Genomic DNA, 21032 nt, shown 5'->3' on the forward strand with positions numbered 1-21032 from the left:
GGGCAGGTCGGCGACGGTCCGACGGGCACCGGCCGACCAGCCGTCGGTCGGTCGGGCTCCACCGACCGGGGTCGGCGGACGTCGCGTCCGATTCACGCCGGACCGAGCGCGCGGGCCCGGGCAGGATCGGGTGCATGACGACGATCGACACGACGGTGCGGGTGTGGGCGGCGGACCCCCTGCGACTCGACGCGATCCGCAGCGGCGCACGTGACGAGCAGGGCAACCCGCTGCGGTCGTTCCTGGCCGAGCGCGACGGCGGCGAGCCGCTGCGATGCTGCCTGCGCTGGGCCCGCCGCGGCGAGTCGATCGCGCTCATCTCCTGGGCGCCGTTCGGCGCGCCGTCCCCGTGGCGGGAGGTCGGTCCGGTCTTCGTGCACACCCACCGCTGTGCCGGGCCGGCGACGACGGCGGACCTCCCGGGGGACCTGCGCACCGGCCCGCTGGTCCTGCGCCCCTACTCCCCCGACGGTGCGATGATCTATGCGCACATCACGATCGTCCCGGACGGCCAGGACGCCGCCCCGGCGATCGCCACGCTGTGCGCGAGCCCGGCGGTCTCCGTCGTCCACGTCCGGACACTGGCACCCCAGTGCTTCCTCTACGCCGCCACGGCGGCGGCTCAGAACAGGACCGGCAGCCCCAGCGCGGCGTCGACGGCGATCGCCGCGAACAGCACGCAGAGGTAGATGTTCGACAGGTGGAACAGCGGCATCGGGGAGACCTCGCCGCCCTCCTTCACCTGGTGGTGCAGCCGGTGGGCCCGGAAGACGAAGTACACCCCGCCGAGCAGCGCCACCGCGAGGTACACCCACGACGTGGCGGGCAGCAGCAGCAGGCTCCAGGCCACCATCACCCAGCTGTAGACCACGATCCGCACCGACACCGCGGGGGCGGGCGCGACGACCGGGAGCATCGGCACGCCGGCGGCGGCGTAGTCCTCGCGGTAGCGCATCGCCAGCGCCCAGAAGTGCGGCGGCGTCCAGAAGAAGATCACGCCGAACATCACCAGGGCGGGCCACTCGACCGTGCCGGTCACCGCGGCCCAGCCGATCACCACCGGCATGCAGCCCGCGGCACCACCCCACACGATGTTCTGGGAGGTACGCCGCTTGAGCAGCATCGTGTACACGAGCACGTAGAACGCGATGGCGGCCAGCGACAGCGCGGCCGCGAGCCAGTTCGTGGTCAGCCCCAGCCACACCGAGCTCAACGCGGCCAGCACCAGCCCGAACACCAGCGCGTTGCGGGTGGGGACCTGTCCCTTCGCCAGCGGGCGGCGGGCGGTGCGCGCCATCTTCCGGTCGATGTCGGCGTCCACGACGCAGTTCAGCGCGTGCGCCGCCGCGGCGGCCATGGCGCCCCCGACCAAGGTGGCGGCGATCAGCCACAGCGACGGCACGCCGCGCTGGGCCAGGAACATGGCGGGCACGGTGACGACGAGCAGCTGCTCGATGATCCGCGTCTTGGTGAGGCCCAGATAGGCCGCCACCGTGGCGCGGACGCGGGCGAGCCGGCCGGTGGGCGCCGCCGGGACCACCACGGTCGCCGCGGGGGGCGTCGCCGCCGCGGGCGCGGCGTCCGGTCCGGCCGGCACGTGCTCGGCCGGGACGCCGGCCTCGTCGGCCCGGCTCCGCCCTGACGCGGGTGCGCTCACCTGTTCGTACCTCGCTCGGTTCGACGTAGTGATCCCGTACCGGGGCCGCCCGAGGGGCCGCACCGGCTCGGTGCCGTGGACACGGGGTCGTCACCGCGGTGGCGACCTCGCTAGTTCTACAGCGCGTCGATGCTAACCGGTGGCATGCGCTGCGGGCCCGCCGGGTACGCCGGTCGCGGCGGCCCGGCCCACCGACCGCCGCGAGGCGCAAAGCCGCAGGCCGCGGGCGTGAGCAGTAGGGTGTTCCGGGTCGGGGCGGCGACGAGGCCGCCCGGTGATCCCGGTCGCACCGCGACACCCGTCGACGGCACCGCCACCGCAGTGGCCGTGACCACCGGGCGGGCATCCGGATCCACCACCGGCAGACCGACATCCGTCGACGCGAGTACAGGAGCCATCGCCTTGTCCGAGACCGCTACGTCCCCCCACGCCGGGGACAGCGCCGTCGCCGCGCTCACCCGCGCGCACGTCCCCGACGACTGGACCGACCTCGACCGCAGGGCCGTGGACACCATCCGTGTACTGGCCGCGGACGCGGTCCAGAAGTGCGGCAGCGGACACCCCGGCACCGCGATGAGCCTGGCCCCGCTGGCGTACACGCTGTTCCAGCGCGTCATGCGGCACGACCCGGCCGCCCCCGACTGGATGGGCCGGGACCGGTTCGTGCTCTCCGCCGGGCACTCCAGCCTCACCCTCTACATCCAGCTCTACCTCGCGGGCTACGGCCTGGAGCGCGAGGACCTGGAGAGCCTCCGCACGTGGGGCTCGCTCACGCCGGGCCACCCGGAGTGGGGCCACACCCGCGGCGTCGAGATGACCACCGGGCCGCTCGGGCAGGGACTGTCCTCGGCCGTCGGGATGGCGATCGCCGCCCGTCGCGAGCGCGGCCTGTTCGACCCGGACGCCCCCGAGGGCGCCTCACCGTTCGACCACCAGATCTACGTGATCGCCTCCGACGGCGACATCGAGGAGGGCGTCACCTCCGAGGCGTCCTCGCTGGCCGGGCGGCAGGAGCTCGGCAACCTCACGGTGGTCTACGACGCCAACGAGATCTCCATCGAGGACGACACCAACATCGCCTTCAACGAGGACACCGCGAAGCGGTACGAGTCCTACGGCTGGCACGTGCAGGTCGTCGACGGCGGCGAGAACGTCACCGGGATCCTCGCCGCACTCGAGGCCGCGAAGGCCGAGACCGGGCGCCCGTCGATCATCGTGCTCAAGACCGTGATCGGCTACCCGTCGCCCAACAAGATGAACACCGGGGCCGCGCACGGCTCCGCGCTGGGCGACGACGAGGTCCGCGAGGTCAAGAAGCTCCTGGGCTTCGACCCCGACCAGGACTTCGAGGTCGACGACGACGTGCTCGCCCACACCCGCGCGGTCGGCGAGCGCTCCCGCGCGGCGCACGACACCTGGCAGGGCACCTTCGACGAGTGGGGGCAGCGCGAGCCGGAGCGCAAGCAGCTGCTCGACCGGCTGCTGGCCCAGCGCCTGCCCGAGGGCTGGGAGTCCGCACTCCCCTCCTTCGACGTCGACGAGAAGGGCCTCGCCACCCGCAAGGCCTCGGGCTCGGTGCTCGGCGCGCTCGCCGAGGTGCTGCCGGAGCTGTGGGGCGGCTCGGCCGACCTGGCGGAGTCGAACAACACCACGATGAAGGGCGTCGACTCGTTCGGCCCCAAGTCGGCCTCGACCGGCATGTGGTCCACCTCGCCGTACGGGCGCACGCTGCACTTCGGTGTCCGCGAGCACGCGATGGGCGCGGTCCTCAACGGCATCGCGCTGCACGGCCCCACCCGCGCCTACGGCGGCACCTTCCTGGTCTTCTCCGACTACATGCGCCCGGCGGTCCGCCTCGCCGCGCTGATGAAGACCAACCCGATCTACGTGTGGACGCACGACTCGATCGGCCTCGGTGAGGACGGCCCGACCCACCAGCCGATCGAGCACCTGGCGTCGCTGCGCGCGATCCCGGGCCTGTCGGTGGTCCGCCCCGGCGACGCCAACGAGACCGTCCACGGCTGGAAGGCCGCGCTGGAGCGCCCCACGGGCGGCCCGGTCGGCTTCGCGCTGACCCGACAGAACGTCCCGACCCTGGCCGGCACCTCGGCCGAGGGCGTCGCCCGCGGCGGGTACGTGCTGGAGGAGGCCTCCACCGGGGTCCCGCAGGTCGTGCTCGTCGCCACCGGCTCCGAGCTGCACCTCGCGGTCGCGGCGCGGAAGAAGCTGGAGGCCGACGGCGTCGGTACCCGTGTGGTGTCGCTGCCGTGCTTCGAGTGGTTCGCCGAGCAGGACCAGGCCTACCGCGACTGGGTCCTGCCGCCCGCGGTCAAGGCCCGGGTCTCGGTCGAGGCCGGCATCGCGATGCCGTGGCGCGACATCGTCGGTGACGCCGGGCGCTCGGTCTCGATCGAGCACTTCGGCGCCAGCGCCGACCAGGCCACCCTGTTCGAGAAGTTCGGCTTCACCGCCGACACCGTCGCCGACGCCGCGCGGGAGACCCTCGCCGCGACGACGGGCTGAGAGGAGCGACGCATGAGCAACGACCGGCTGGCCGCGCTGTCCGCGGCCGGGGTGTCCGTCTGGCTCGACGACCTGTCCCGCGAGCGTCTGTCCAGCGGCAACCTCGCCGAGCTCATCGACGACAAGCACGTCGTCGGGGTGACCACCAACCCGACGATCTTCGCCGGTGCGCTGTCCGACGGCGCCGCCTACGACCCGCAGGTCCGCGAGCTCGCCGCCCGCGGGGCCGACGTCGACACCGCGATCCGCGAGATCACCGTCGCCGACGTGCAGCAGGCCTGCGACGTGTTCTCCGGGGTGTGGGAGCGCACCGGTGGCGTCGACGGCCGGGTGTCCCTGGAGGTCGACCCGCGCCTCGCGCACGACACCGAGGGCACCGCCGCGCAGGCGAGCGAGCTGTTCAAGGCCGTCGACCGGCCGAACCTGCTGGTGAAGATCCCGGCGACCGAGGAGGGGCTGCCCGCCATCACCCGGGCCACCGCCGAGGGGATCAGCGTGAACGTGACGCTGATCTTCTCCGTGGAGCGCTACAAGCTGGTGATGGACGCCTACCTGACCGGTCTGGAGCAGGCGCTGGAGAACGGGCAGGACCTGTCCCGCATCCACTCGGTGGGCTCGTTCTTCGTGTCCCGGGTCGACTCCGAGATCGACAAGCGGCTGGAGGCCATCGGCGGCGACACCGCGCTGGGCCTGCGCGGGAAGGCCGCCGTCGCCAACTCGCGGCTGGCCTACGCCGCCTACCGCGACGCGTTCTCCGGCGCCCGCTGGGACGCGCTCGCGGCGAAGGGCGCGCACGCCCAGCGTCCGCTGTGGGCCTCCACCGGGGTCAAGAACCCGGACTACCCGGACACCCTGTACGTGTCCGAGCTGGTCGTGGACAACACCGTCAACACGATGCCGGAGAAGACCCTGCTGGCCTTCGCCGACCACGGCGAGGTGGACGGGGACCGGGTCACCGACACCGCCGGGGCGTCCCAGCAGGTCTTCACCGACCTGGAGGGCCAGGGCATCGACCTCGACGACGTGTTCCTCGCCCTGGAGAACGAGGGCGTCGACAAGTTCGAGAAGTCCTGGACCGAGCTGCAGGACACCGTCCGCGGCCAGCTCGACTCCGCGAAGTAGGTGCCCGAGGCCACTCCCGGCGGCGACGGGGCCGATCTCGGCTCCGCCGCCGCCGGCGGCCCGTCCGCACCGTCACCGGTGCGGGTGCGGCTCGCCGGTGAGCCCTTCGCCGGTGCGGCCCGGCGGATCGCCGCCGAGCTGGCCGGACAGACCGTCGCCTCCCGGCTCGCCGAGGGCGACCCCAGCGTCTGGGGGCCCCGCGCCGCGGGCGCCCCTCCCCGTACCGGCTGGACCGGGCTCGCCGCCCGCAGCCGCCCCCTCGCCGGCCAGGTCGCCGCGCTGCGCGAGCGGTTCGCCGTCGCCGGTGCGCACCGGGTGCTGCTCGTCGGCACCCCCGACGCGGCCGCCGCGGCCCGCCTCGTCGCCGGGACCGATCCCGGCACGACCCGGCTGACCACGCTGGACTCCGCCGACCCCGTGCAGGTCGCCGAGGCGTTGTCCGGTGAGCTGGCCGAGACCGTCCTGGTCGTCGCGGACGCGACGGGTACCGACCCGGTCGTCACGGCCGTGACCCGGGTGGTCGCCGCCGCGATCGCCGAGGAGGTCGGCCCCGTCGCCCTCGCCGCCCGCACCGTGCATCTCACCGAACCCGGCTCGCCCCTGGACGTGCCCGCCGACCCCGGTCCGGTCGTGGTCACCCTCGACGCCGACGTACCCGGCCGCTTCGGCGTGCTGGGTCCGCTGGGGCTGGTACCTGCGGGCCTCGCCGGGGCCGACGTGCCCGCCCTGCTCGCCGACGCCGTCGCCGCCGAGCGGGCGCTGGCCGCCGACGACCCGGACAACCCGGCGCTGCTGCTCGCCGGGGCCCTGGCCGCGGGCCGCGGCTCGCTGCTCGCCCTGCGCGACACCGAACGCTCCCCCGCCCTGACCGGCTGGCTCGCCCCGTTGCTGACCGCCGCCGGGCTCGCCGTCGTGCCGGTACCGCCGGACGAGCCGGTCGGTGCGGGCCCCGCGCCGACCGGGCCCACCGCACCCGCCCAGGTCGTGGACGTGCACACCGACGGCACCGGACCGGGGCCCGGGCCCGGACACGGCGCGGTCCGGCTCGACGCGGGCCCGGGTGCCGCGGTCGTGCTGTGGCAGGCCGCCGCGGCACTCGCCGGCCGGGTGCTGGACACCGACCCGTTCGCACCCGCACCCCCCGCACCGGCCGACGGCCCCGATCCCGAGCCGTCGTTCGTCGACGGCGGCATCGCCGTGCACGCCGGGGACTGGCTGCCTGCGGGCACTCGCACGGTCGCCGGTGCGCTCGACGCGCTCGCCACCGTGGCCGACGGTGCCCCGGCGGTCGTCTCGGCCTGGCTGGACCCGGAGTCCGATGCCTCGGTCGCGGTGCTGCGGGGGCCGTTGGTGGCCCGGCTCGGGCTGCCGGTCGCGTTCGGCTGGGCCCCGGTCTGCCGCAGCGGGGACACCGGTGCACCGGACGTCGCCGTGCACTGCCACCTGACCGGGGACGGCCCCGACGGTGATCTTCCGGGATCCGTCGGCGCGGGCACCGTGCCGCCCGGGCCCGGACTGGATAGCCTGCACGCGGCACAGGCCCGGGCGGTCATCGACGACCAGCGACGCCGGGGGCGTCCGGTGCTCCGGCTTCACCTGACCGACCGGCTCGCCGGCCTGGTCACGCTGGCCAGGGCGGTCACATCGACACCGACGTCGACAGAGCCCTCGACCGAGCCGTGACCCGGTGACCCGATCACGAGAACACCAGTACTAGGAGGGGCGATGCCCACCGCGAACGGCGGACGGACCAACCCGCTGCGCGACCCCCGTGACAAGCGGCTCCCCCGGATCGCCGGCCCCTGCGGACTGGTGATCTTCGGAGTGACCGGGGACCTGTCCCGCAAGAAGCTCATGCCCGCGATCTACGACCTCGCCAACCGGGGGCTGCTGCCGCCGGGCTTCGCCCTCACCGGCTTCGCCCGCCGCGACTGGGACTCCGAGGACTTCGGCCAGGTGGTCTACGAGGCCGTGCGGGAGCACGCCCGCACCCCGTTCCGGCAGGAGGTGTGGGACCGGCTCGCCGAGGGCCTGCGGTTCGTCCAGGGCTCCTTCGACGACGACGCCGCGTTCGACGAGCTGGAGCGCACCGTCCGCGAGCTGGACGAGAAGCGCGGCACCGGCGGCAACCACGCCTTCTACCTGTCGATCCCGCCCGGCGCGTTCCCCGTGGTCTGCAAGCAGCTGGCCCGCTCGGGGCTGTCCGCTCAGGAGGACCCGGACGTGTGGCGCCGGGTCGTCATCGAGAAGCCGTTCGGCCACGACCTGGCCTCGGCCATCGAGCTGAACGCGATCGTCAACGACGTCTTCCCCGAGGACTCGGTGTTCCGCATCGACCACTACCTCGGCAAGGAGACGGTGCAGAACGTACTGGCGCTGCGGTTCGCCAACCAGCTGTTCGAGCCGATCTGGAACGCCAACTACGTCGACCACGTCCAGATCACGATGGCCGAGGACATCGGCCTGGGCGGTCGCGCCGGCTACTACGACGGCATCGGCGCCGCCCGCGACGTCATCCAGAACCACCTGCTGCAGCTGCTCGCGTTCACCGCGATGGAGGAGCCGACGTCGTTCTCCTCCGACGAGCTGCGCGCGGAGAAGATCAAGGTTCTCAAGGCGGTCAAGCTCGCGCAGCCGCTCGACGCCACCACCGCCCGCGGCCAGTACGAGGGCGGATGGCAGGGCGGCGAGGAGGTGCCCGGGCTGGCCCAGGAGGAGGGGTTCGACCCGGAGTCCACCACCGAGACCTTCGCCGCCATCACCTGCGAGGTGGAGAACCGCCGCTGGGCCGGGGTGCCGTTCTACCTGCGCACCGGCAAGCGTCTGGGTCGCCGCGTCACCGAGATCGCCGTGGTGTTCAAGCGGGCCCCGCACCTGCCCTTCGACGCGACGATGACCGAGGAGCTGGGCCAGAACGCCCTGGTGATCCGGGTGCAGCCGGACGAGGGCGTCACGATACGCTTCGGGTCCAAGGTGCCGGGCAGCCAGATGGAGGTCCGCGACGTCACGATGGACTTCGGCTACGGCAACGCCTTCACCGAGGCCTCCCCCGAGGCCTACGAGCGGCTCATCCTCGACGTGCTGCTCGGCGAGCCGTCGCTGTTCCCGGTCAACGAGGAGGTCGAGCGGTCCTGGGAGATCCTCGACCCGGTCCTGGAGCACTGGGCGGCCGACGCGCGCGGCCCGGACTCCTATCCCGCCGGGTCCTGGGGCCCGGTGTCGGCCGAGGAGATGCTGGCCCGCACCGGACGCCACTGGCGGCGACCGTGACCACCCGCCCCACCGCCGAGGGAGGAACCCCGTGATCATCGATCTCCCGTCGAGCACCACCTCGGCGGTCAACCGCAAGCTCGTCGAGCTCCGCGAGTCCGGCGGCGTGTTCGCGCTGGGCCGGGTACTGACCCTGGTCGTCGTCACCGACGACGGGCCCGAGCTGGAACGCGCTATCGACGCCGCCAACGCGGCCAGCCGCGAGCACCCCTGCCGGGTGATCGTCCTGGCCCGCGGGCAACGGCGCGCCTCGCCTCGGCTCGACGCCCAGATCCGGGTCGGCGGCGACGCCGGCGCCAGCGAGGTCATCGTCCTGCGCGGCTACGGTCCGCTGGCGGCGGAGGACGCGGGGGCGGGCATGGTCATGCCGCTGCTGCTCCCGGACGCCCCGGTCGTCGCGTGGTGGCCGAACGAGGCACCCGCCTCGCCGTCGGACGACGCGGTCGGGCGCCTCGCGCAGCGCCGGATCACCGACGCGCTGTCGTCGAAGAACCCGGTCAAGGCGTTCGAGGCGCGCCGCCGGGACTACGCGCCCGGCGACACCGACCTGACCTGGACCCGGCTCACCCAGTGGCGGGCCCAGCTGGCGGCGGCGCTCGACGTGCCGCCCTACGAGGACATCAGCTCCGCGGTCGTCGCCGGGGAGGCGGTCTCGCCCTCCACCGAGCTGATCGCGGGCTGGCTCGCCGCGAGCCTGGGGGTGAAGGTGAAGCGCTCTCCGTCGGAGAAGGAGAACGGGCTGTCGCTGGTGCGGCTGACCCGCGCGTCCGGAGACGTCGAGCTGGCCCGCCCGGACGGCAAGACCGCCCGGCTGACCCAGCCCGGTCAGCCGGAGCGGCTCATCGCACTGGCCCGGCGGCACGTGTCGGACTGTCTCGCCGAGGAGCTGCGCAGGCTCGACCCGGACGAGGTCTACGCCGAGGCCCTCGCCGGGGTGTCGAAGGTGACCCGCGGCCGCACCCCGGTCAAGGTGCGCACGTGAGCGCCGCGACGCAGGTCCAGGTCGCGGTGCACCCGGACAAGGACGCACTCGCCGCGGCGACCGCGGCCCGGCTCATCACCGCGCTGGTGGACCTCCAGGCCGCGGGCAGGGTCCCGCGGCTGGTGCTCACCGGCGGCGGGGTGGGGATCCAGCTGCTGCGCGACGTCGCCGCCACCCCGGCCCGCGACGCCGTCGACTGGGCCCGGGTGGACCTGTTCTGGGGCGACGAGCGCTTCGTCCCCGCCGACGACGACGAGCGCAACGACCGGCAGGCCCGCGAGGCCCTGCTCGACGTGGTGGCGCTGGACCCGGCGCGGGTGCACTCGATGCCCGCCGCCCCGGCCGGCGGCGGCACCCGCGACGACGCCCTCGCTGCGGCCGCCGACTACGCCCGGCTGCTCGACGACCTGGCCGGCCCCGACGACGACGGCGTCCCCGCGTTCGACGTGACCCTCGTCGGGATGGGCGAGGAGGGCCACACCCTGTCGGTGTTCCCCGACTCCCCCGCCGTGCACGAGCAGGCGGCGACGGTCGTCGCGGTGTTCGACTGCCCCAAGCCGCCGCCCACCCGGATCTCGCTGACCCTCGCGGCGGCCCGCCGTTCCCGCGAGGTGTGGGTGGTGGCCGCGGGGTCGGGCAAGGCACCGGCCGTCGCGGGGGCGCTGACCGGCACGCCGGAGACCGAACTGCCGGTCGCCGGGGCCCGGGGCACCGTCACCACGCGCTGGCTGCTCGACGCCGAGGCGGCCGCGGAGCTGCCCGACGGGTTCGTCGCCCGGGTGTCGTGACCACCGCCCGGGCGCGGATGTGAGATGCCGCGCCCGGGCGGGGTGTCGTCGCCGGACCGGCCGTTAGGGTCCCCGGCATGCGTATCGGTACCCCGCTCGGCCCGGCCCCCACCCGCGTGCTGCTGCTCGGCTCGGGTGAGCTGGGCAAGGAGGTCGCGATCGCGTTCCAGCGCCTGGGTGTGGAGGTCGTCGCCGTCGACCGCTACCCGCACGCACCCGCCCACCAGGTGGCACACCGCTGGCACGCGATCGACATGACCGACCCGGTGACGCTGGCGACGCTCATCGAGCAGGAGGCTCCGGACCTGGTCATCCCGGAGATCGAGGCGATCGCCACCGGCGCGCTGCTGGAGATCGAGGCGGCCGGGACCCGGGTCGTGCCCACCGCGCGGGCCGCGAAGCTCACCATGGACCGGGAGGGCATCCGGCGCCTCGCCGCCGAGGAGCTGGGGCTGCCCACCTCGCCCTACGTGTTCGCCGACTCCCTCGACGAGGTCCGCGACGCCGTCGCGAGGGTCGGGCTGCCGTGCGTGCTCAAGCCGGTGATGTCGTCGTCGGGCAAGGGGCAGTCGGTCCTGCAGAGCGCCGACGACGCCGATGCCGCCTGGGAGTACGCCCGCACCGGCGCCCGGGTGTCGAACCCGCGGGTGATCGTCGAGGGCTTCGTCGAGTTCGACTACGAGATCACCCAGCTCACCGTCCGGCACGCCGGCGGCACGGCGTTCTGCGAGCCGATCGGGCACCGCCAGGAGCACGGCGACTACGTCGAGTCCTGGCAGCCCCAGCCGATGTCCGACGCCGCGTCGGCCGCCGCGCAGGACGTCTCCGCGCGGGTCACCGAGGCGCTCGGCGGATGGGGGCTGTTCGGGGTCGAGCTGTTCGTCCGCGGCGACGAGGTGCTGTTCTCCGAGGTCAGCCCGCGGCCGCACGACACCGGCCTGGTCACCCTGGCCACCCAGCGGCTCTCGGAGTTCGAGCTGCACGCCCGCGCCGTGCTGGGCCTCCCGGTGGACACCGCCCTGCGCTCGCCGGGGGCGTCGGCGGTGGTCTACGGCGGCAAGGAGATGGACCACCCGGCCTACGAGGGGGTCGCCGAGGCACTCGCGGTCGAGGGCGCGGACCTGCGGCTGTTCGGCAAGCCGAGCGCGACCGAGCGGCGACGGATGGGCGTCGCGGTCGCCCACGCCGACGACGTCGACACCGCCCGGGAGCGTGCGACCCGCGCCGCCGGGCACGTCCGGCCGGTGCCCCAGTCCTGACGACGGCACGGTCCCGACGGCGGCACGGTCCCGACGGGACGATGAGATCGGCGCGCAGGAGTGGTCTGCCCTGACACGACGCCCCGGCCGGGGCGGCACGGAGAGGGGATCCCCATGAAGCCCATCACGCCCTGCCTGTGGTTCGACGGCGTCGCCGAGGAGGCGGCCCGGTTCTACACCGGCATCTTCCCGGACTCGGGCATCGACACGGTCCTGCACCACGGCCCGGAGGTCCCCGACCAGGAGGGCCGGGTGCTCACCGTGGGGTTCCGGATCAACGGCCAGCCCTACACCGCGCTGAACGGCGGCCCGGTGTTCACCCTCTCCGAGGCGATCTCGATGGAGGTGCACTGCGAGTCCGTCGAGGAGGTCGACCGCTACTGGGACGCCCTCGTCGACGGCGGTGTCGAGCAGCCCTGCGGGTGGCTCAAGGACCGCTACGGGCTGTCCTGGCAGGTGATCCCGCCCGGCGTGCGGGAGTGGCTCACCTCGGCCGACGCCGACGCCCGGTCCCGGGTCGCGCGGGCCGTGTACGCCACCCACGGCAAGCTCGACGCCGTGGCCCTGGAGAAGGCCTACCGCGGGTAGCCTGGCCGGGTGGCTCGGACCGGACTCGTCGTGGCCGGCGCCGGGGCGCGCGGGGCCTACGAGGCGGGCGCGCTGACCGAGCTCCTGCCGCGGATGGCCCGCACCTGGTCGGTGCCCTCGGTGCTGGTCGGCACGAGTGCGGGCGCGCTGAACGTGGCCGCGCTGGCCGGTCTGTCCGACGTCGAGCCCGAGGCCGCGGCGGCCGAGCTCGTCGCGCGCTGGTCGTCGGTGCGCACCGACGAGGTGGTGGCGCTGCCGTCCTCGGCGGTGGAGACGACCACGGCCTACCTCGGTGACCTCGCCGGGGTGCCGTCCTGGCTGCGCAGGATGCTGCGGGTCCCGGACCGGGTGACGCGGCTGCTCGACGCCGACCGGCTGCGCCCGGTGGTGGACCGGGTGGTGGACTGGGACCGGCTGCACGACGCCGTCGCCCGCGGCCGGGTCGACGCCGTCGGGGTGGCGTGCACCGCGGCCGGGACCGGCGGGACCACGGTGTTCGTCGAGCGCGGGCCGGACGTGGCGCTGCCGCCCTACGACCCGGGCCGCGACATCCGCTACGTCGACGCCCGGCTGGGCCCGGACCACCTGCTCGCCTCGGCCGCGGTCCCGGTGCTGTTCGCCCCGCGCCGCATCGAGGGCCCCGCGCCCGGCTGGTACCTCGACGGCGGGGTCCGGCTCAACACCCCGCTGAAGCCCGCGCTGCGCCTGGGCGCCGACCGGGTCGGCGTCGTCGCGACGACGCCGGACGTGCCGTTCGGCGAGGCCGCCGCGGCGCGGTCCCCGGCGGACCGGGTGCCCGACGTGTACGCGGTCGCCGCGCTGGCGCTGCGCATCGTGCTGGGTGCGGGGGTGACCGAGGACCTGCGGACACTGCGCGCGGTCAACGCGCTGGTCGAGGACGGCGAGGACCGGCGGCACCGGCGCGTCGCGACCTGGTTCGCCGGGCCGCCCGCCGACCGGGCCACCGAGCTGGCGGAGCTGGCCGACGCGGTGCGCCGTCGCGAGTACGGCGGGCTGCGCGCGCTGCGCAACCCGTCGCTGGCGGTGCTGGAACGGCTGGTGGGCGGCGCGGTGCCGGACGCCGACACCACCCACGGTGCGGAGCTGCTGAGCTTCCTGTTCTTCGACCCGGCCTTCGCCGCCGCCGCGGCGGAGCTCGGTGCGGCGCACGCGGCGGACGCCCGCACCCCCGACCGCGGGTCGGCGCGTCGCCGGACGGCCCGCCCGGCGGCGCGCTGACCGGCTCAGACGGCGTCGCTGCCGCGCTCGCCCGTACGGACCCGCACGACCGTCTCGACCGGCTGCACCCAGATCTTCCCGTCGCCGATCTTGCCGGTGCGGGCCGCCTCGACGATGGCGTCGACGACCTTGTCGGCGATCTCGTCGTCGACGACGGTCTCGATGCGCACCTTCGGCACGTAGTCCACCGCGTACTCCGCGCCGCGGTAGATCTCGGTGTGCCCCTTCTGCCTGCCGTGGCCCCGGACCTCGCCGACGGTCAGCCCGAGCACGGCGAGGGTCTCGAGCGCGCCGCGGACGTCCTCCAGGGCGAACGGCTTGACGATGGCGGTCACGAGCTTCATCGGCTCTCCCCCACCGGCTCGCGGGTGGCCGGCGTCGCGGGGCGGGAGGCCCCGGCGAGCGCGCGGGTGCCCAGCGACGAGAAGTCGTAGGCGGTCTCGGCGTGCTCGGTCTCGTCGATGCCGGTCGCCTCGTTCTCCTCGTCGACGCGGAACCCGATGGTGACCTTGATCAGGTAGCCCAGGACCAGCGCGACGACGAAGGAGTACAGCAGGACCGCCCCCGCGGCGAGTGCCTGGCGACCGAGCTGGGTCAGCCCGCCGCCGTAGAACAGGCCGTTGTCACCGGCGGCGGCGGAGTTGACGCTGTTGTCGCCGAAGAAGCCGATGAGCAGGGTGCCCACGATGCCGCCGACGAGGTGGACACCGACGACGTCGAGGGAGTCGTCGAGACCGAGTCGGAACTTCAGCCCGACCGCCAGTGCGCACACCGCACCGGCGATGAGCCCGATCGCCAGTGCCCCGACCGGCTGGACGAACCCGCAGGCCGGGGTGATGGCGACCAGCCCGGCGACGGCGCCGGAGGCCGCCCCGAGGGTGGTGGGGTGACCGTCGCGGAACTGCTCGACGAGCAGCCACCCGATGAGCGCGGTGGCGGTGGCGAGCATGGTGTTGGTGAACGCCGTCGCGGCGAGGTCCCCCGCGGCGAGCGCGGAGCCCGCGTTGAAGCCGAACCAGCCGAACCACAGCAGCGCCATGCCGAGCAGCACGAAGGGCAGGTTGTGCGGGCGCATCGGCTCGCGTGGCCACCCGCGCCGCTTCCCCAGCACGATCGCCAGGGCGAGCGCCGCGGCACCGGCGTTGATGTGCACCGCGGTGCCGCCGGCGAAGTCCTCGGCCTTGAGGGTGTTGGCGATCCAGCCGCCGACGTTGTCCGGTCCGGTGAAGCCGTCGAAGGCGAACACCCAGTGCGCGACCGGGAAGTACACGATCGTCACCCACAGCACGACGAGCGTGGTCCAGCCCCAGAACTTCGTCCGGTCCGCGACGGCCCCGGAGATCAGGGCCGGGGTGATGACCGCGAACATGAGCTGGAACATCACGAACGCGAGCGCCGGCAGGGCGTCGGTCCCCGGCCACGGGGCGGAGTCGCTGCCGACCCCCACCATCGCGCCGACGGTGCCCGCCAGCCCGGCGAACTGTCCCCCGCCGAGCAGCCCGCCGCCCACGTCGTCGCCGAAGGCCCAGCTGTAGCCGTACAGCGCCCACAGCACGCTGACCACGGCCAGGCAGATGGTGCTCATCATCAACATGTTGAGCACGGACTTGCTGCGGGTCATCCCGCCGTAGAAGAACGCCAGTCCCGGCGTCATCAGCATCACCAGCGCGGCGCTGACCAGCACCCACGCGGTGTCTCCCGCATTCACACCCACGCGTCCTCCGTCGTCGCAGTCCCCGACCCCGGCAGGGATGGTTCGCCCGTGGTGTTTCGTGGAGCAACCGTGCACGGTTTCCGGTGGGTGTCGGGTCCGGGCACCCGGCGCGGGTCGCCCAGACACCGCCGACCCGACACACGACCCAGCCGGGCAGCGACCGCGCAGACCCGGCCACACGGACCGGACCCCGACCGATGAGTTCCGGCGGCGGCCCCGGTCTCCCCCTACGACGGCGGCCCCGGCCCGGGACCGCACCACCGAGGGAGACCGCCATGACCGCCATCCGCACCGAGTCCGCGTCCGAGTCCACCGCGGGCCGTCCCCGTCGTCCGCGCGCCGCGACCGTGGGGCTGTGGGTGCTGCAGGTGCTGCTGGCCGGGGTCTTCGTGATGGCCGCCGTGCCCAAGATCGGCGCCGACCCGGTCGCCGTGGCCGGCTTCGACCTGCTGGGGCTGGGCACGGTCGGGATGGTCGTCGTCGGGTGGCTGGAGCTGGCCGGGGCGGTGGCGCTGCTCGTCCCGCGGCTGTGCGGGCTCGCCGCGACCTGCCAGGTGGCCCTCATGGTGGGCGCCACCGCGGTCACCGTGGTGCTGATGCCCGCGATGGTCGCGTTCCCGGCACTGACCCTGGTGGCGGTGTGCGTCGTCGCGTGGGCCCGCCGTCGCGACACCGCGGCCCTGCTGCGCGGTCTGCGCCGCTGACCCACCCGACGGCGACGGCCCGTCACCCCGGTCCGGGGTGACGGGCCGTCGTCGGCTGCCGGGGATCAGCCCGTCTCGTCGAGCCTGCCGTTCGTGTAGTCGTCGTAGGCGGCGAGGTCGAGGAAGCCGTGACCGCAGTAGTTGAAGAGGATCACCTTCTCCTCCCCGGTCTCCTTCGCGGCGAGCGCCTCGTCGATCGTGGCGGCGCTGGCGTGCCCGCACTCCGGCGCCGGGATCCTGCCCTCGGTGCGCGCGAACTGGATCGCGGCCTCGAACACCTTCCCCTGCGGGTAGGCGACGGCCTCCATCCGCTCGTCCTTGACCAGCGAGGACACCAGCGGCGAGTCACCGTGGTAGCGCTGCCCGCCGGCGTGGATCGACGGCGGCACGAAGTCGTGCCCGAGGGTGTACATCGGCATCAGCGGGGTGAGACCCGCGGTGTCGCCGAAGTCGTAGTCGTAGCGGCCCTGGGTCAGCGTCGGGCAGGACAGCGGCTCGACGGCCAGCAGCCGCACCCCGCTGTCCGGCACGAACGGGAACGCGATCCCGCCCAGGTTGGAGCCGCCGCCGCAGGGCGCGATGACGACGTCGGGCAGCCGCTCCCCCGCCAGCGCCAGCTGCTCCTTGGCCTCCAGGCCGATCACGGTCTGGTGCAGCAGTACGTGGTTGAGGACCGAGCCGAGCGCGTAGTGGGTGTCGGAGCGTCCGACGCAGTCGCGGACCGCGTCGGAGATGGCCGAGCCCAGCGAGCCGGGGTGGTCGGGCTCGTCGACCGGGGACGGCACCACCTCCCCGCCCCAGGTCTCGATCGCGATCCGCCGGTAGGGCTTCTGCCCGTAGGACGCCCGCACCATGTAGACCTTGAGATCCAGGTCGAACTGGGCGGAGGCGAACGCCAGCGCGGTCCCCCACTGCCCGGCGCCGGTCTCGGTGGTGAGCCGGCGGGTGCCCTCGCGGGCGTTGTAGAACGCCTGCGGTACCGCCGTGTTCGGCTTGTGGCTGCCCGCCGGGGACACGGACTCGTCCTTGAAGTAGATCCGTGCCGGGGTGCCCAGCACCGCCTCCAGGCGGGTGGCACGGACCAGCGGCGTGGGACGCCACAGCCGCAGGATGTCCAGGACCTCACCGGGGACGTCGATCCACGGCTCGGCGCTGACCTCCTGCTCGATCAGGGCGGCCGGGAACAGCGGCGCCAGGTCGTCCGGGACGACCGGCTCACGGGTCCCGGGGTGCAGGGGCGGCTGCGGCGGCGTCGGCAGGTGCGGCACGACGTTGAACCATGCCGAGGGGATCCGGTCCGGGGGCAGCGTCCAGCGGCTCATGACCACCGAATCTAACCCGGACGTGGGCCCGGTCACGACCCGGGCGCGCCGGAGGACCGGGTCAGAGCTCCCGGGAGGCCCGCAGCCGGCCCAGGGCCTCCTCGAGGATGGCCTCGCCGTCGGCGTCGCTGCGCCGCTCCTTCACGTACGCCAGGTGCGTCTTGTACGGCTCGGTGCGGGGCGCGGCGGGCGGGTTCTCCGCGTCGCGGCCGCCCGGGAGCCCGCAGCGCGGGCAGTCCCAGGTCTCGGGGACCTCGGCCTCCGCGGCGAACCAGGTGTTGTTGACGTGCCCGTTGGCGCAGTAGAAGGGGATGCGCTCGCGCGGGGCGGTCTCGCCCCGCTCGTTCTCCCCCATCGGTCCCGCGCCGACCCGGGTACCGCGGATCGCGTTGCCGCCTGCCATGTCCCGCTCCCTCTCGCTCGTGCGTCCGGGTGTCAGCCGGTGGCCAGCAGCAGGCCGTTGCCGACCACCGCGATGAGCCAGATGAGGCCGACGAAGACGGTGTAGCGAGCGATGTTGCGGTCCGCCGCGGCCGAGCCGGACAGGCTCGACTGGACCCCGCCACCGAAGAGGCTGGTCAGACCACCCCCCTTGCTGCGCTGCAGCAGGACCATCGCGATCAGCAGGAGGCTGGTCACGATCAGGATGATCTGGAGGGTCAGGATCACGTGCGCTTCCCCATCAGTGGTCGCTCGCCGGAGTCGCCGAGAATACTCCAGCGGCCCCGGCCCCCCACCACAGGGGACCGGGGCCGCGGTGGGCCGGGAGGCGGACCGTTACGGCAGCGGGCCGCCCGCCGCGATCGCGGAGAGCTTCGCGAACTCCTCCGCGTCCAGGCTGGCGCCGCCGACCAGTGCGCCGTCCACGTCGGGCTGCGCGACGATCTCGCCGACGTTCGACGACTTCACCGAGCCGCCGTAGAGGACGCGGACACCGCCCGCGACCTCGCCGGGGTACAGCTCGGCCAGCGTCGCCCGCAGGGCCGCGCAGACCTCCTGCGCGTCGGCCGGGCCCGCCACCTTGCCGGTGCCGATCGCCCAGACCGGCTCGTAGGCGAGCACGATCCCGGCGGCCTGCTCCGCGGTGACACCCTTCAGCGCGGCGCGGAGCTGGTCGGTGCAGTGCTGCACGTGGGTGCCGGACTCGCGGACCTCCAGGCCCTCGCCGACGCAGAGGATCGGGGTGATCCCGTGCCGGAGCGCGGCGTGCACCTTGGCGTTGACGACGGCGTCGTCCTCGCCGTGGATCTCCCGGCGCTCGGAGTGCCCGACCGCCACGTAGGTGCAGCCGAGCTTGGCGAGCATGACCCCGGAGACGTCGCCGGTGTAGGCGCCGGAGTCGTGCGGGGACAGGTCCTGGGCGCCGTGCACCAGCCGCAGCTTGTCGCCGTCGATCAGCGTCTGCACGCTGCGGATGTCGGTGAACGGCGGCAGGACGGCCACCTCGACCTTGTCGAGGTAGCGGTCGGGCAGGGCGAACGCGAGCTTCTGCACCACCGCGATGGCCTCGAGGTGGTTCAGGTTCATCTTCCAGTTGCCCGCGATGAGCGGTGTGCGCGTGGCCATCAGGCGTCCCCCTCCAACACGGCGACGCCCGGCAGGGTCGCCCCCTCCAGGAACTCCAGGGACGCGCCCCCACCGGTGGAGATGTGGGAGAAGGCGTCCTCGGCGATCCCGAGCGCACGGACGGCGGCGGCGGAGTCCCCGCCGCCGACGACGGAGAAGGCGTCCGCGTCGGCGATCGCCTGGGCGACCCCGCGGGTGCCCTCGGCGAACGGCGCCAGCTCGAACACCCCCATCGGGCCGTTCCAGAAGATGGTCCGTGCGTCCTCGATGCGGGCCGCGAACTCCCGCACGGACGCCGGGCCGATGTCCAGGCCCATCCAGCCGTCCTCGATACCGTCCACGGTCACCGTGCGGGTCGCCGCGTCGGCGGAGAACGCGTCGGCGACCACGACGTCGGTCGGCAGCACGACCTTGCCGGACTCCAGCAGCGTCCGGCAGGTCTCGACCTGGTCGGACTCCAGCAGCGACGAGCCGACCCCGTGCCCCTGGGCCGCCAGGAACGTGAAGCACATCCCGCCGCCGACCAGCAGCGTGTCGACCTTCGGCAGCAGCGCCTCGATCACGGCCAGCTTGTCCGAGACCTTGGAGCCGCCCAGCACGACCGCGTAGGACCGCTCCGGGGTCCCGGTCAGGGTGCGCAGCACCTCGACCTCGGACAGCACGAGCCCGCCGGCGTAGGCGTCGAGCCGCTGCGCGACGTCGTAGACCGACGCCTGCTTGCGGTGCACCACGCCGAACCCGTCGGAGACGAACGCCGCGTCGTCGCCGACCAGGGCGACGAGCTCGTCGGCGAAGGCGCCGCGCTCGGCGTCGTCCTTGCTGGTCTCGCGGGCGTCGAACCGGATGTTGTCCAGCATCACGACGTCGCCCGCGGCCATCGACGGGAGCGGCTTGCCCAGCTCGACCAGGCGCACCGGGGCGCCGAGCAGCTCACCGAGCCGCTGCGCGACCGGGGCGAGCGAGAGCTTCTCCTCCGGCCCGTTCTTCGGACGGCCGAGGTGCGCGGTGACGACGACCTGCGCGCCGCCCTCGTGGAGGGCGTTGATCGTCGGCACGGACGCGCGGATGCGGCCGTCGTCGGTGATGTTCCGGTCGTCGTCGAGGGGAACGTTCAGATCGGAGCGGACCAGGACGGTCCGGCCCTGCACGCCCTCGGCGACGAGGTCGTCGAGGGTCCTCACAGCTTCGACGCCACCAGACCGGTGATGTCGACGAGCCGGTTGGAGTAGCCCCACTCGTTGTCGTACCAGCCGACGACCTTGACCTGGTTGCCGATGACCTTGGTCAGGCCGGCGTCGAAGATCGTCGAGTGCGGGTCGGTCACGATGTCGGAGGAGACGATCGGGTCCTCGGTGTACTTGAGGATGCCCTTCAGCGGGCCCTCGGCGGCCGCCTTGAACGCCGCGTTGATCTCCTCGACCGACGCCTCCTTGCGGACGTCGACGGTCAGGTCGGTGGCCGAGCCGGTGGGGATCGGCACCCGCAGCGCGTAGCCGTCGAGCTTGCCCTTGAGGTGCGGCATGACCAGCGAGATCGCCTTCGCCGCGCCGGTGGAGGTGGGGACGACGTTGAGGGCGGCGGCGCGGGCCCGGCGCAGGTCCTTGTGCGGGCCGTCCTGGAGGTTCTGGTCCTGGGTGTAGGCGTGGATCGTGGTTATCAGACCCTTCTCGATCCCGAGCAGGTCGTCGAGGACCTTCGCCAGCGGGGCGAGGCAGTTCGTGGTGCAGGACGCGTTGGAGATGATCGTCTGCGTGCCGTCGTAGTCGCCGTCGTTGACGCCCTTGACGATGGTGATGTCCTCGTCGGTCGCCGGGGCGGAGATGACGACCTTCTTGGCGCCGCCGTCGAGGTGCTTGGCCGCGGCGTCGCGCTTGGTGAAGATGCCGGTCGACTCGACGACGACGTCGACGCCCAGGTCCTTCCAGGGCAGCTCGGCGGGGTCGCGGACGGCCAGGCCCTTGAAGCCCTTGCCGTCGACGAGGATCTCGTCGCCGGAGGTGGAGACCTCGTAGGGCAGGCGCCCCAGGATCGAGTCGTACTTCAGCAGGTGCGCGAGCGTCGCGTTGTCGGTGATGTCGTTCACCGCGACGATCTCGATGTCCGTGGTGCCGGCGGCGCGCTGGGCGTCCACCGCCCGCCAGAAGTTCCGGCCGATGCGGCCGAAGCCGTTGACTCCTACGCGGACCGTCACAGATGCCTCCAGGGCTCGTCGTGCCTGTCGTCTTCTCCCCCGGGCCCGCCGGATCCCGGCGGTGGGGTGTGGCAGGTCGATCGCGGGGCGGCGCCCGGGTGGACGCC

The 21032-nt window shown here is 73.7% G+C and carries 20 protein-coding genes; 11 read left to right on the plus strand and 9 right to left on the minus strand.

The genetic code is table 11. From position 1 onward, the window contains the following. Positions 1-134: 134 nt before the first annotated feature. Complete coding sequence (locus KPF47_RS18790; protein WP_224390060.1) at positions 135-689, plus strand: DUF1203 domain-containing protein; 555 nt, start codon at positions 135-137, stop codon at positions 687-689. Here the strand turns inward: KPF47_RS18790 and KPF47_RS18795 are convergent. Further along, on the minus strand, positions 623-1543 hold the full coding sequence (locus KPF47_RS18795) for a heme o synthase (RefSeq protein ID WP_224390190.1): 921 nt from the start codon (positions 1541-1543) through the stop codon (positions 623-625). The genes KPF47_RS18790 and KPF47_RS18795 overlap by 67 nt on opposite strands. A 516-nt stretch (positions 1544-2059) precedes the next feature. Between KPF47_RS18795 and tkt the strand changes: the two genes are divergently transcribed. The 9 genes from tkt to KPF47_RS18840 all read left to right on the plus strand — a co-directional run bounded on the left by tkt (position 2060) and on the right by KPF47_RS18840 (position 13428). Then, positions 2060-4180 (plus strand): transketolase, encoded by a 2121-nt coding sequence (tkt, locus tag KPF47_RS18800; protein WP_224390061.1) that lies wholly within the window; start codon positions 2060-2062, stop codon positions 4178-4180. A 12-nt stretch (positions 4181-4192) separates the two neighbouring features. Further along, entirely contained in the window at positions 4193-5302 is a 1110-nt protein-coding gene (gene tal / locus KPF47_RS18805) for a transaldolase (protein WP_224390062.1), read from the plus strand. Further along, complete coding sequence (locus KPF47_RS18810) at positions 5303-6985, plus strand: hypothetical protein (RefSeq protein ID WP_224390063.1); 1683 nt, start codon at positions 5303-5305, stop codon at positions 6983-6985. 42 nt (positions 6986-7027) lie between these two features. Beyond that, positions 7028-8572 (plus strand): glucose-6-phosphate dehydrogenase, encoded by a 1545-nt coding sequence (gene zwf / locus KPF47_RS18815; RefSeq protein ID WP_224390064.1) that lies wholly within the window; start codon positions 7028-7030, stop codon positions 8570-8572. A 31-nt stretch (positions 8573-8603) separates the two neighbouring features. Then, positions 8604-9554, plus strand: coding sequence for a glucose-6-phosphate dehydrogenase assembly protein OpcA (gene opcA / locus KPF47_RS18820; RefSeq protein ID WP_224390065.1), 951 nt, complete (start codon positions 8604-8606; stop codon positions 9552-9554). Continuing rightward, positions 9551-10342, plus strand: coding sequence for a 6-phosphogluconolactonase (gene pgl / locus KPF47_RS18825; RefSeq protein ID WP_224390066.1), 792 nt, complete (start codon positions 9551-9553; stop codon positions 10340-10342). Before opcA ends, pgl begins: the two co-directional genes overlap by 4 nt. 77 nt (positions 10343-10419) lie before the next feature. Beyond that, a complete protein-coding gene (gene purT, locus KPF47_RS18830; RefSeq protein ID WP_224390067.1) occupies positions 10420-11601 on the plus strand; it encodes a formate-dependent phosphoribosylglycinamide formyltransferase in 1182 nt (393 codons plus the stop codon). 114 nt (positions 11602-11715) lie between these two features. Continuing rightward, positions 11716-12189 (plus strand): VOC family protein, encoded by a 474-nt coding sequence (locus tag KPF47_RS18835; protein ID WP_224390068.1) that lies wholly within the window; start codon positions 11716-11718, stop codon positions 12187-12189. 9 nt (positions 12190-12198) lie between these two features. Beyond that, complete coding sequence (locus KPF47_RS18840; RefSeq protein WP_224390069.1) at positions 12199-13428, plus strand: patatin-like phospholipase family protein; 1230 nt, start codon at positions 12199-12201, stop codon at positions 13426-13428. 5 nt (positions 13429-13433) lie between these two features. Here the strand turns inward: KPF47_RS18840 and KPF47_RS18845 are convergent, their stop codons facing one another. Then, on the minus strand, positions 13434-13772 hold the full coding sequence (locus KPF47_RS18845; protein WP_224390070.1) for a P-II family nitrogen regulator: 339 nt from the start codon (positions 13770-13772) through the stop codon (positions 13434-13436). After that, complete coding sequence (locus KPF47_RS18850; protein ID WP_374108871.1) at positions 13769-15088, minus strand: ammonium transporter; 1320 nt, start codon at positions 15086-15088, stop codon at positions 13769-13771. The genes KPF47_RS18845 and KPF47_RS18850 overlap by 4 nt, the downstream gene beginning before the upstream one ends. Positions 15089-15417: 329 nt before the next feature. Between KPF47_RS18850 and KPF47_RS18855 the strand changes: the two genes are divergently transcribed. Beyond that, complete coding sequence (locus KPF47_RS18855; RefSeq protein WP_224390071.1) at positions 15418-15846, plus strand: DoxX family protein; 429 nt, start codon at positions 15418-15420, stop codon at positions 15844-15846. A 65-nt stretch (positions 15847-15911) separates the two neighbouring features. Here the strand turns inward: KPF47_RS18855 and KPF47_RS18860 are convergent, their stop codons facing one another. The 6 genes from KPF47_RS18860 to gap form a co-directional block, all read right to left on the minus strand. Continuing rightward, the gene (locus KPF47_RS18860; RefSeq protein WP_224390072.1) at positions 15912-17168 is read right to left on the minus strand and encodes a TrpB-like pyridoxal phosphate-dependent enzyme; all 1257 of its coding nucleotides are present in this window, start codon (positions 17166-17168) and stop codon (positions 15912-15914) included. Positions 17169-17229: 61 nt separating this feature from the next. Continuing rightward, complete coding sequence (locus KPF47_RS18865) at positions 17230-17571, minus strand: RNA polymerase-binding protein RbpA (RefSeq protein WP_020627702.1); 342 nt, start codon at positions 17569-17571, stop codon at positions 17230-17232. A gap of 32 nt (positions 17572-17603) precedes the next feature. Further along, positions 17604-17837, minus strand: a complete 234-nt coding sequence (secG, locus tag KPF47_RS18870; protein WP_020627703.1) for a preprotein translocase subunit SecG — start codon at positions 17835-17837, stop codon at positions 17604-17606. Between the two features lie 108 nt (positions 17838-17945). Further along, complete coding sequence (tpiA, locus tag KPF47_RS18875; protein WP_224390073.1) at positions 17946-18734, minus strand: triose-phosphate isomerase; 789 nt, start codon at positions 18732-18734, stop codon at positions 17946-17948. Next, the gene (pgk, locus tag KPF47_RS18880; RefSeq protein ID WP_224390074.1) at positions 18734-19915 is read right to left on the minus strand and encodes a phosphoglycerate kinase; all 1182 of its coding nucleotides are present in this window, start codon (positions 19913-19915) and stop codon (positions 18734-18736) included. Before pgk ends, tpiA begins: the two co-directional genes overlap by 1 nt. Beyond that, the gene (gene gap, locus KPF47_RS18885; protein ID WP_224390075.1) at positions 19912-20925 is read right to left on the minus strand and encodes a type I glyceraldehyde-3-phosphate dehydrogenase; all 1014 of its coding nucleotides are present in this window, start codon (positions 20923-20925) and stop codon (positions 19912-19914) included. The genes pgk and gap overlap by 4 nt, the downstream gene beginning before the upstream one ends. Positions 20926-21032 lie beyond the last annotated feature (107 nt).

The organism is Pseudonocardia sp. ICBG1293 (assembly GCF_020131355.1).
Classification (GTDB): domain Bacteria; phylum Actinomycetota; class Actinomycetes; order Mycobacteriales; family Pseudonocardiaceae; genus Pseudonocardia.

Excerpts from the sequence above, each read along its gene's own strand:
- KPF47_RS18790 (WP_224390060.1), top strand. The coding sequence starts at position 135 with ATGACGACGATCGACACGACGGTGCGGGTGTGGGCGGCGGACCCCCTG.
- tal (WP_224390062.1), top strand. The coding sequence starts at position 4,193 with ATGAGCAACGACCGGCTGGCCGCGCTGTCCGCGGCCGGGGTGTCCGTC.
- zwf (WP_224390064.1), top strand. The coding sequence starts at position 7,028 with ATGCCCACCGCGAACGGCGGACGGACCAACCCGCTGCGCGACCCCCGT.
- purT (WP_224390067.1), top strand. The coding sequence starts at position 10,420 with ATGCGTATCGGTACCCCGCTCGGCCCGGCCCCCACCCGCGTGCTGCTG.
- KPF47_RS18835 (WP_224390068.1), top strand. The coding sequence starts at position 11,716 with ATGAAGCCCATCACGCCCTGCCTGTGGTTCGACGGCGTCGCCGAGGAG.
- KPF47_RS18845 (WP_224390070.1), bottom strand. The coding sequence starts at position 13,772 with ATGAAGCTCGTGACCGCCATCGTCAAGCCGTTCGCCCTGGAGGACGTC.
- KPF47_RS18850 (WP_374108871.1), bottom strand. The coding sequence starts at position 15,088 with ATGCTGATGACGCCGGGACTGGCGTTCTTCTACGGCGGGATGACCCGC.
- KPF47_RS18855 (WP_224390071.1), top strand. The coding sequence starts at position 15,418 with ATGACCGCCATCCGCACCGAGTCCGCGTCCGAGTCCACCGCGGGCCGT.
- KPF47_RS18860 (WP_224390072.1), bottom strand. The coding sequence starts at position 17,168 with ATGAGCCGCTGGACGCTGCCCCCGGACCGGATCCCCTCGGCATGGTTC.
- KPF47_RS18865 (WP_020627702.1), bottom strand. The coding sequence starts at position 17,571 with ATGGCAGGCGGCAACGCGATCCGCGGTACCCGGGTCGGCGCGGGACCG.
- tpiA (WP_224390073.1), bottom strand. The coding sequence starts at position 18,734 with ATGGCCACGCGCACACCGCTCATCGCGGGCAACTGGAAGATGAACCTG.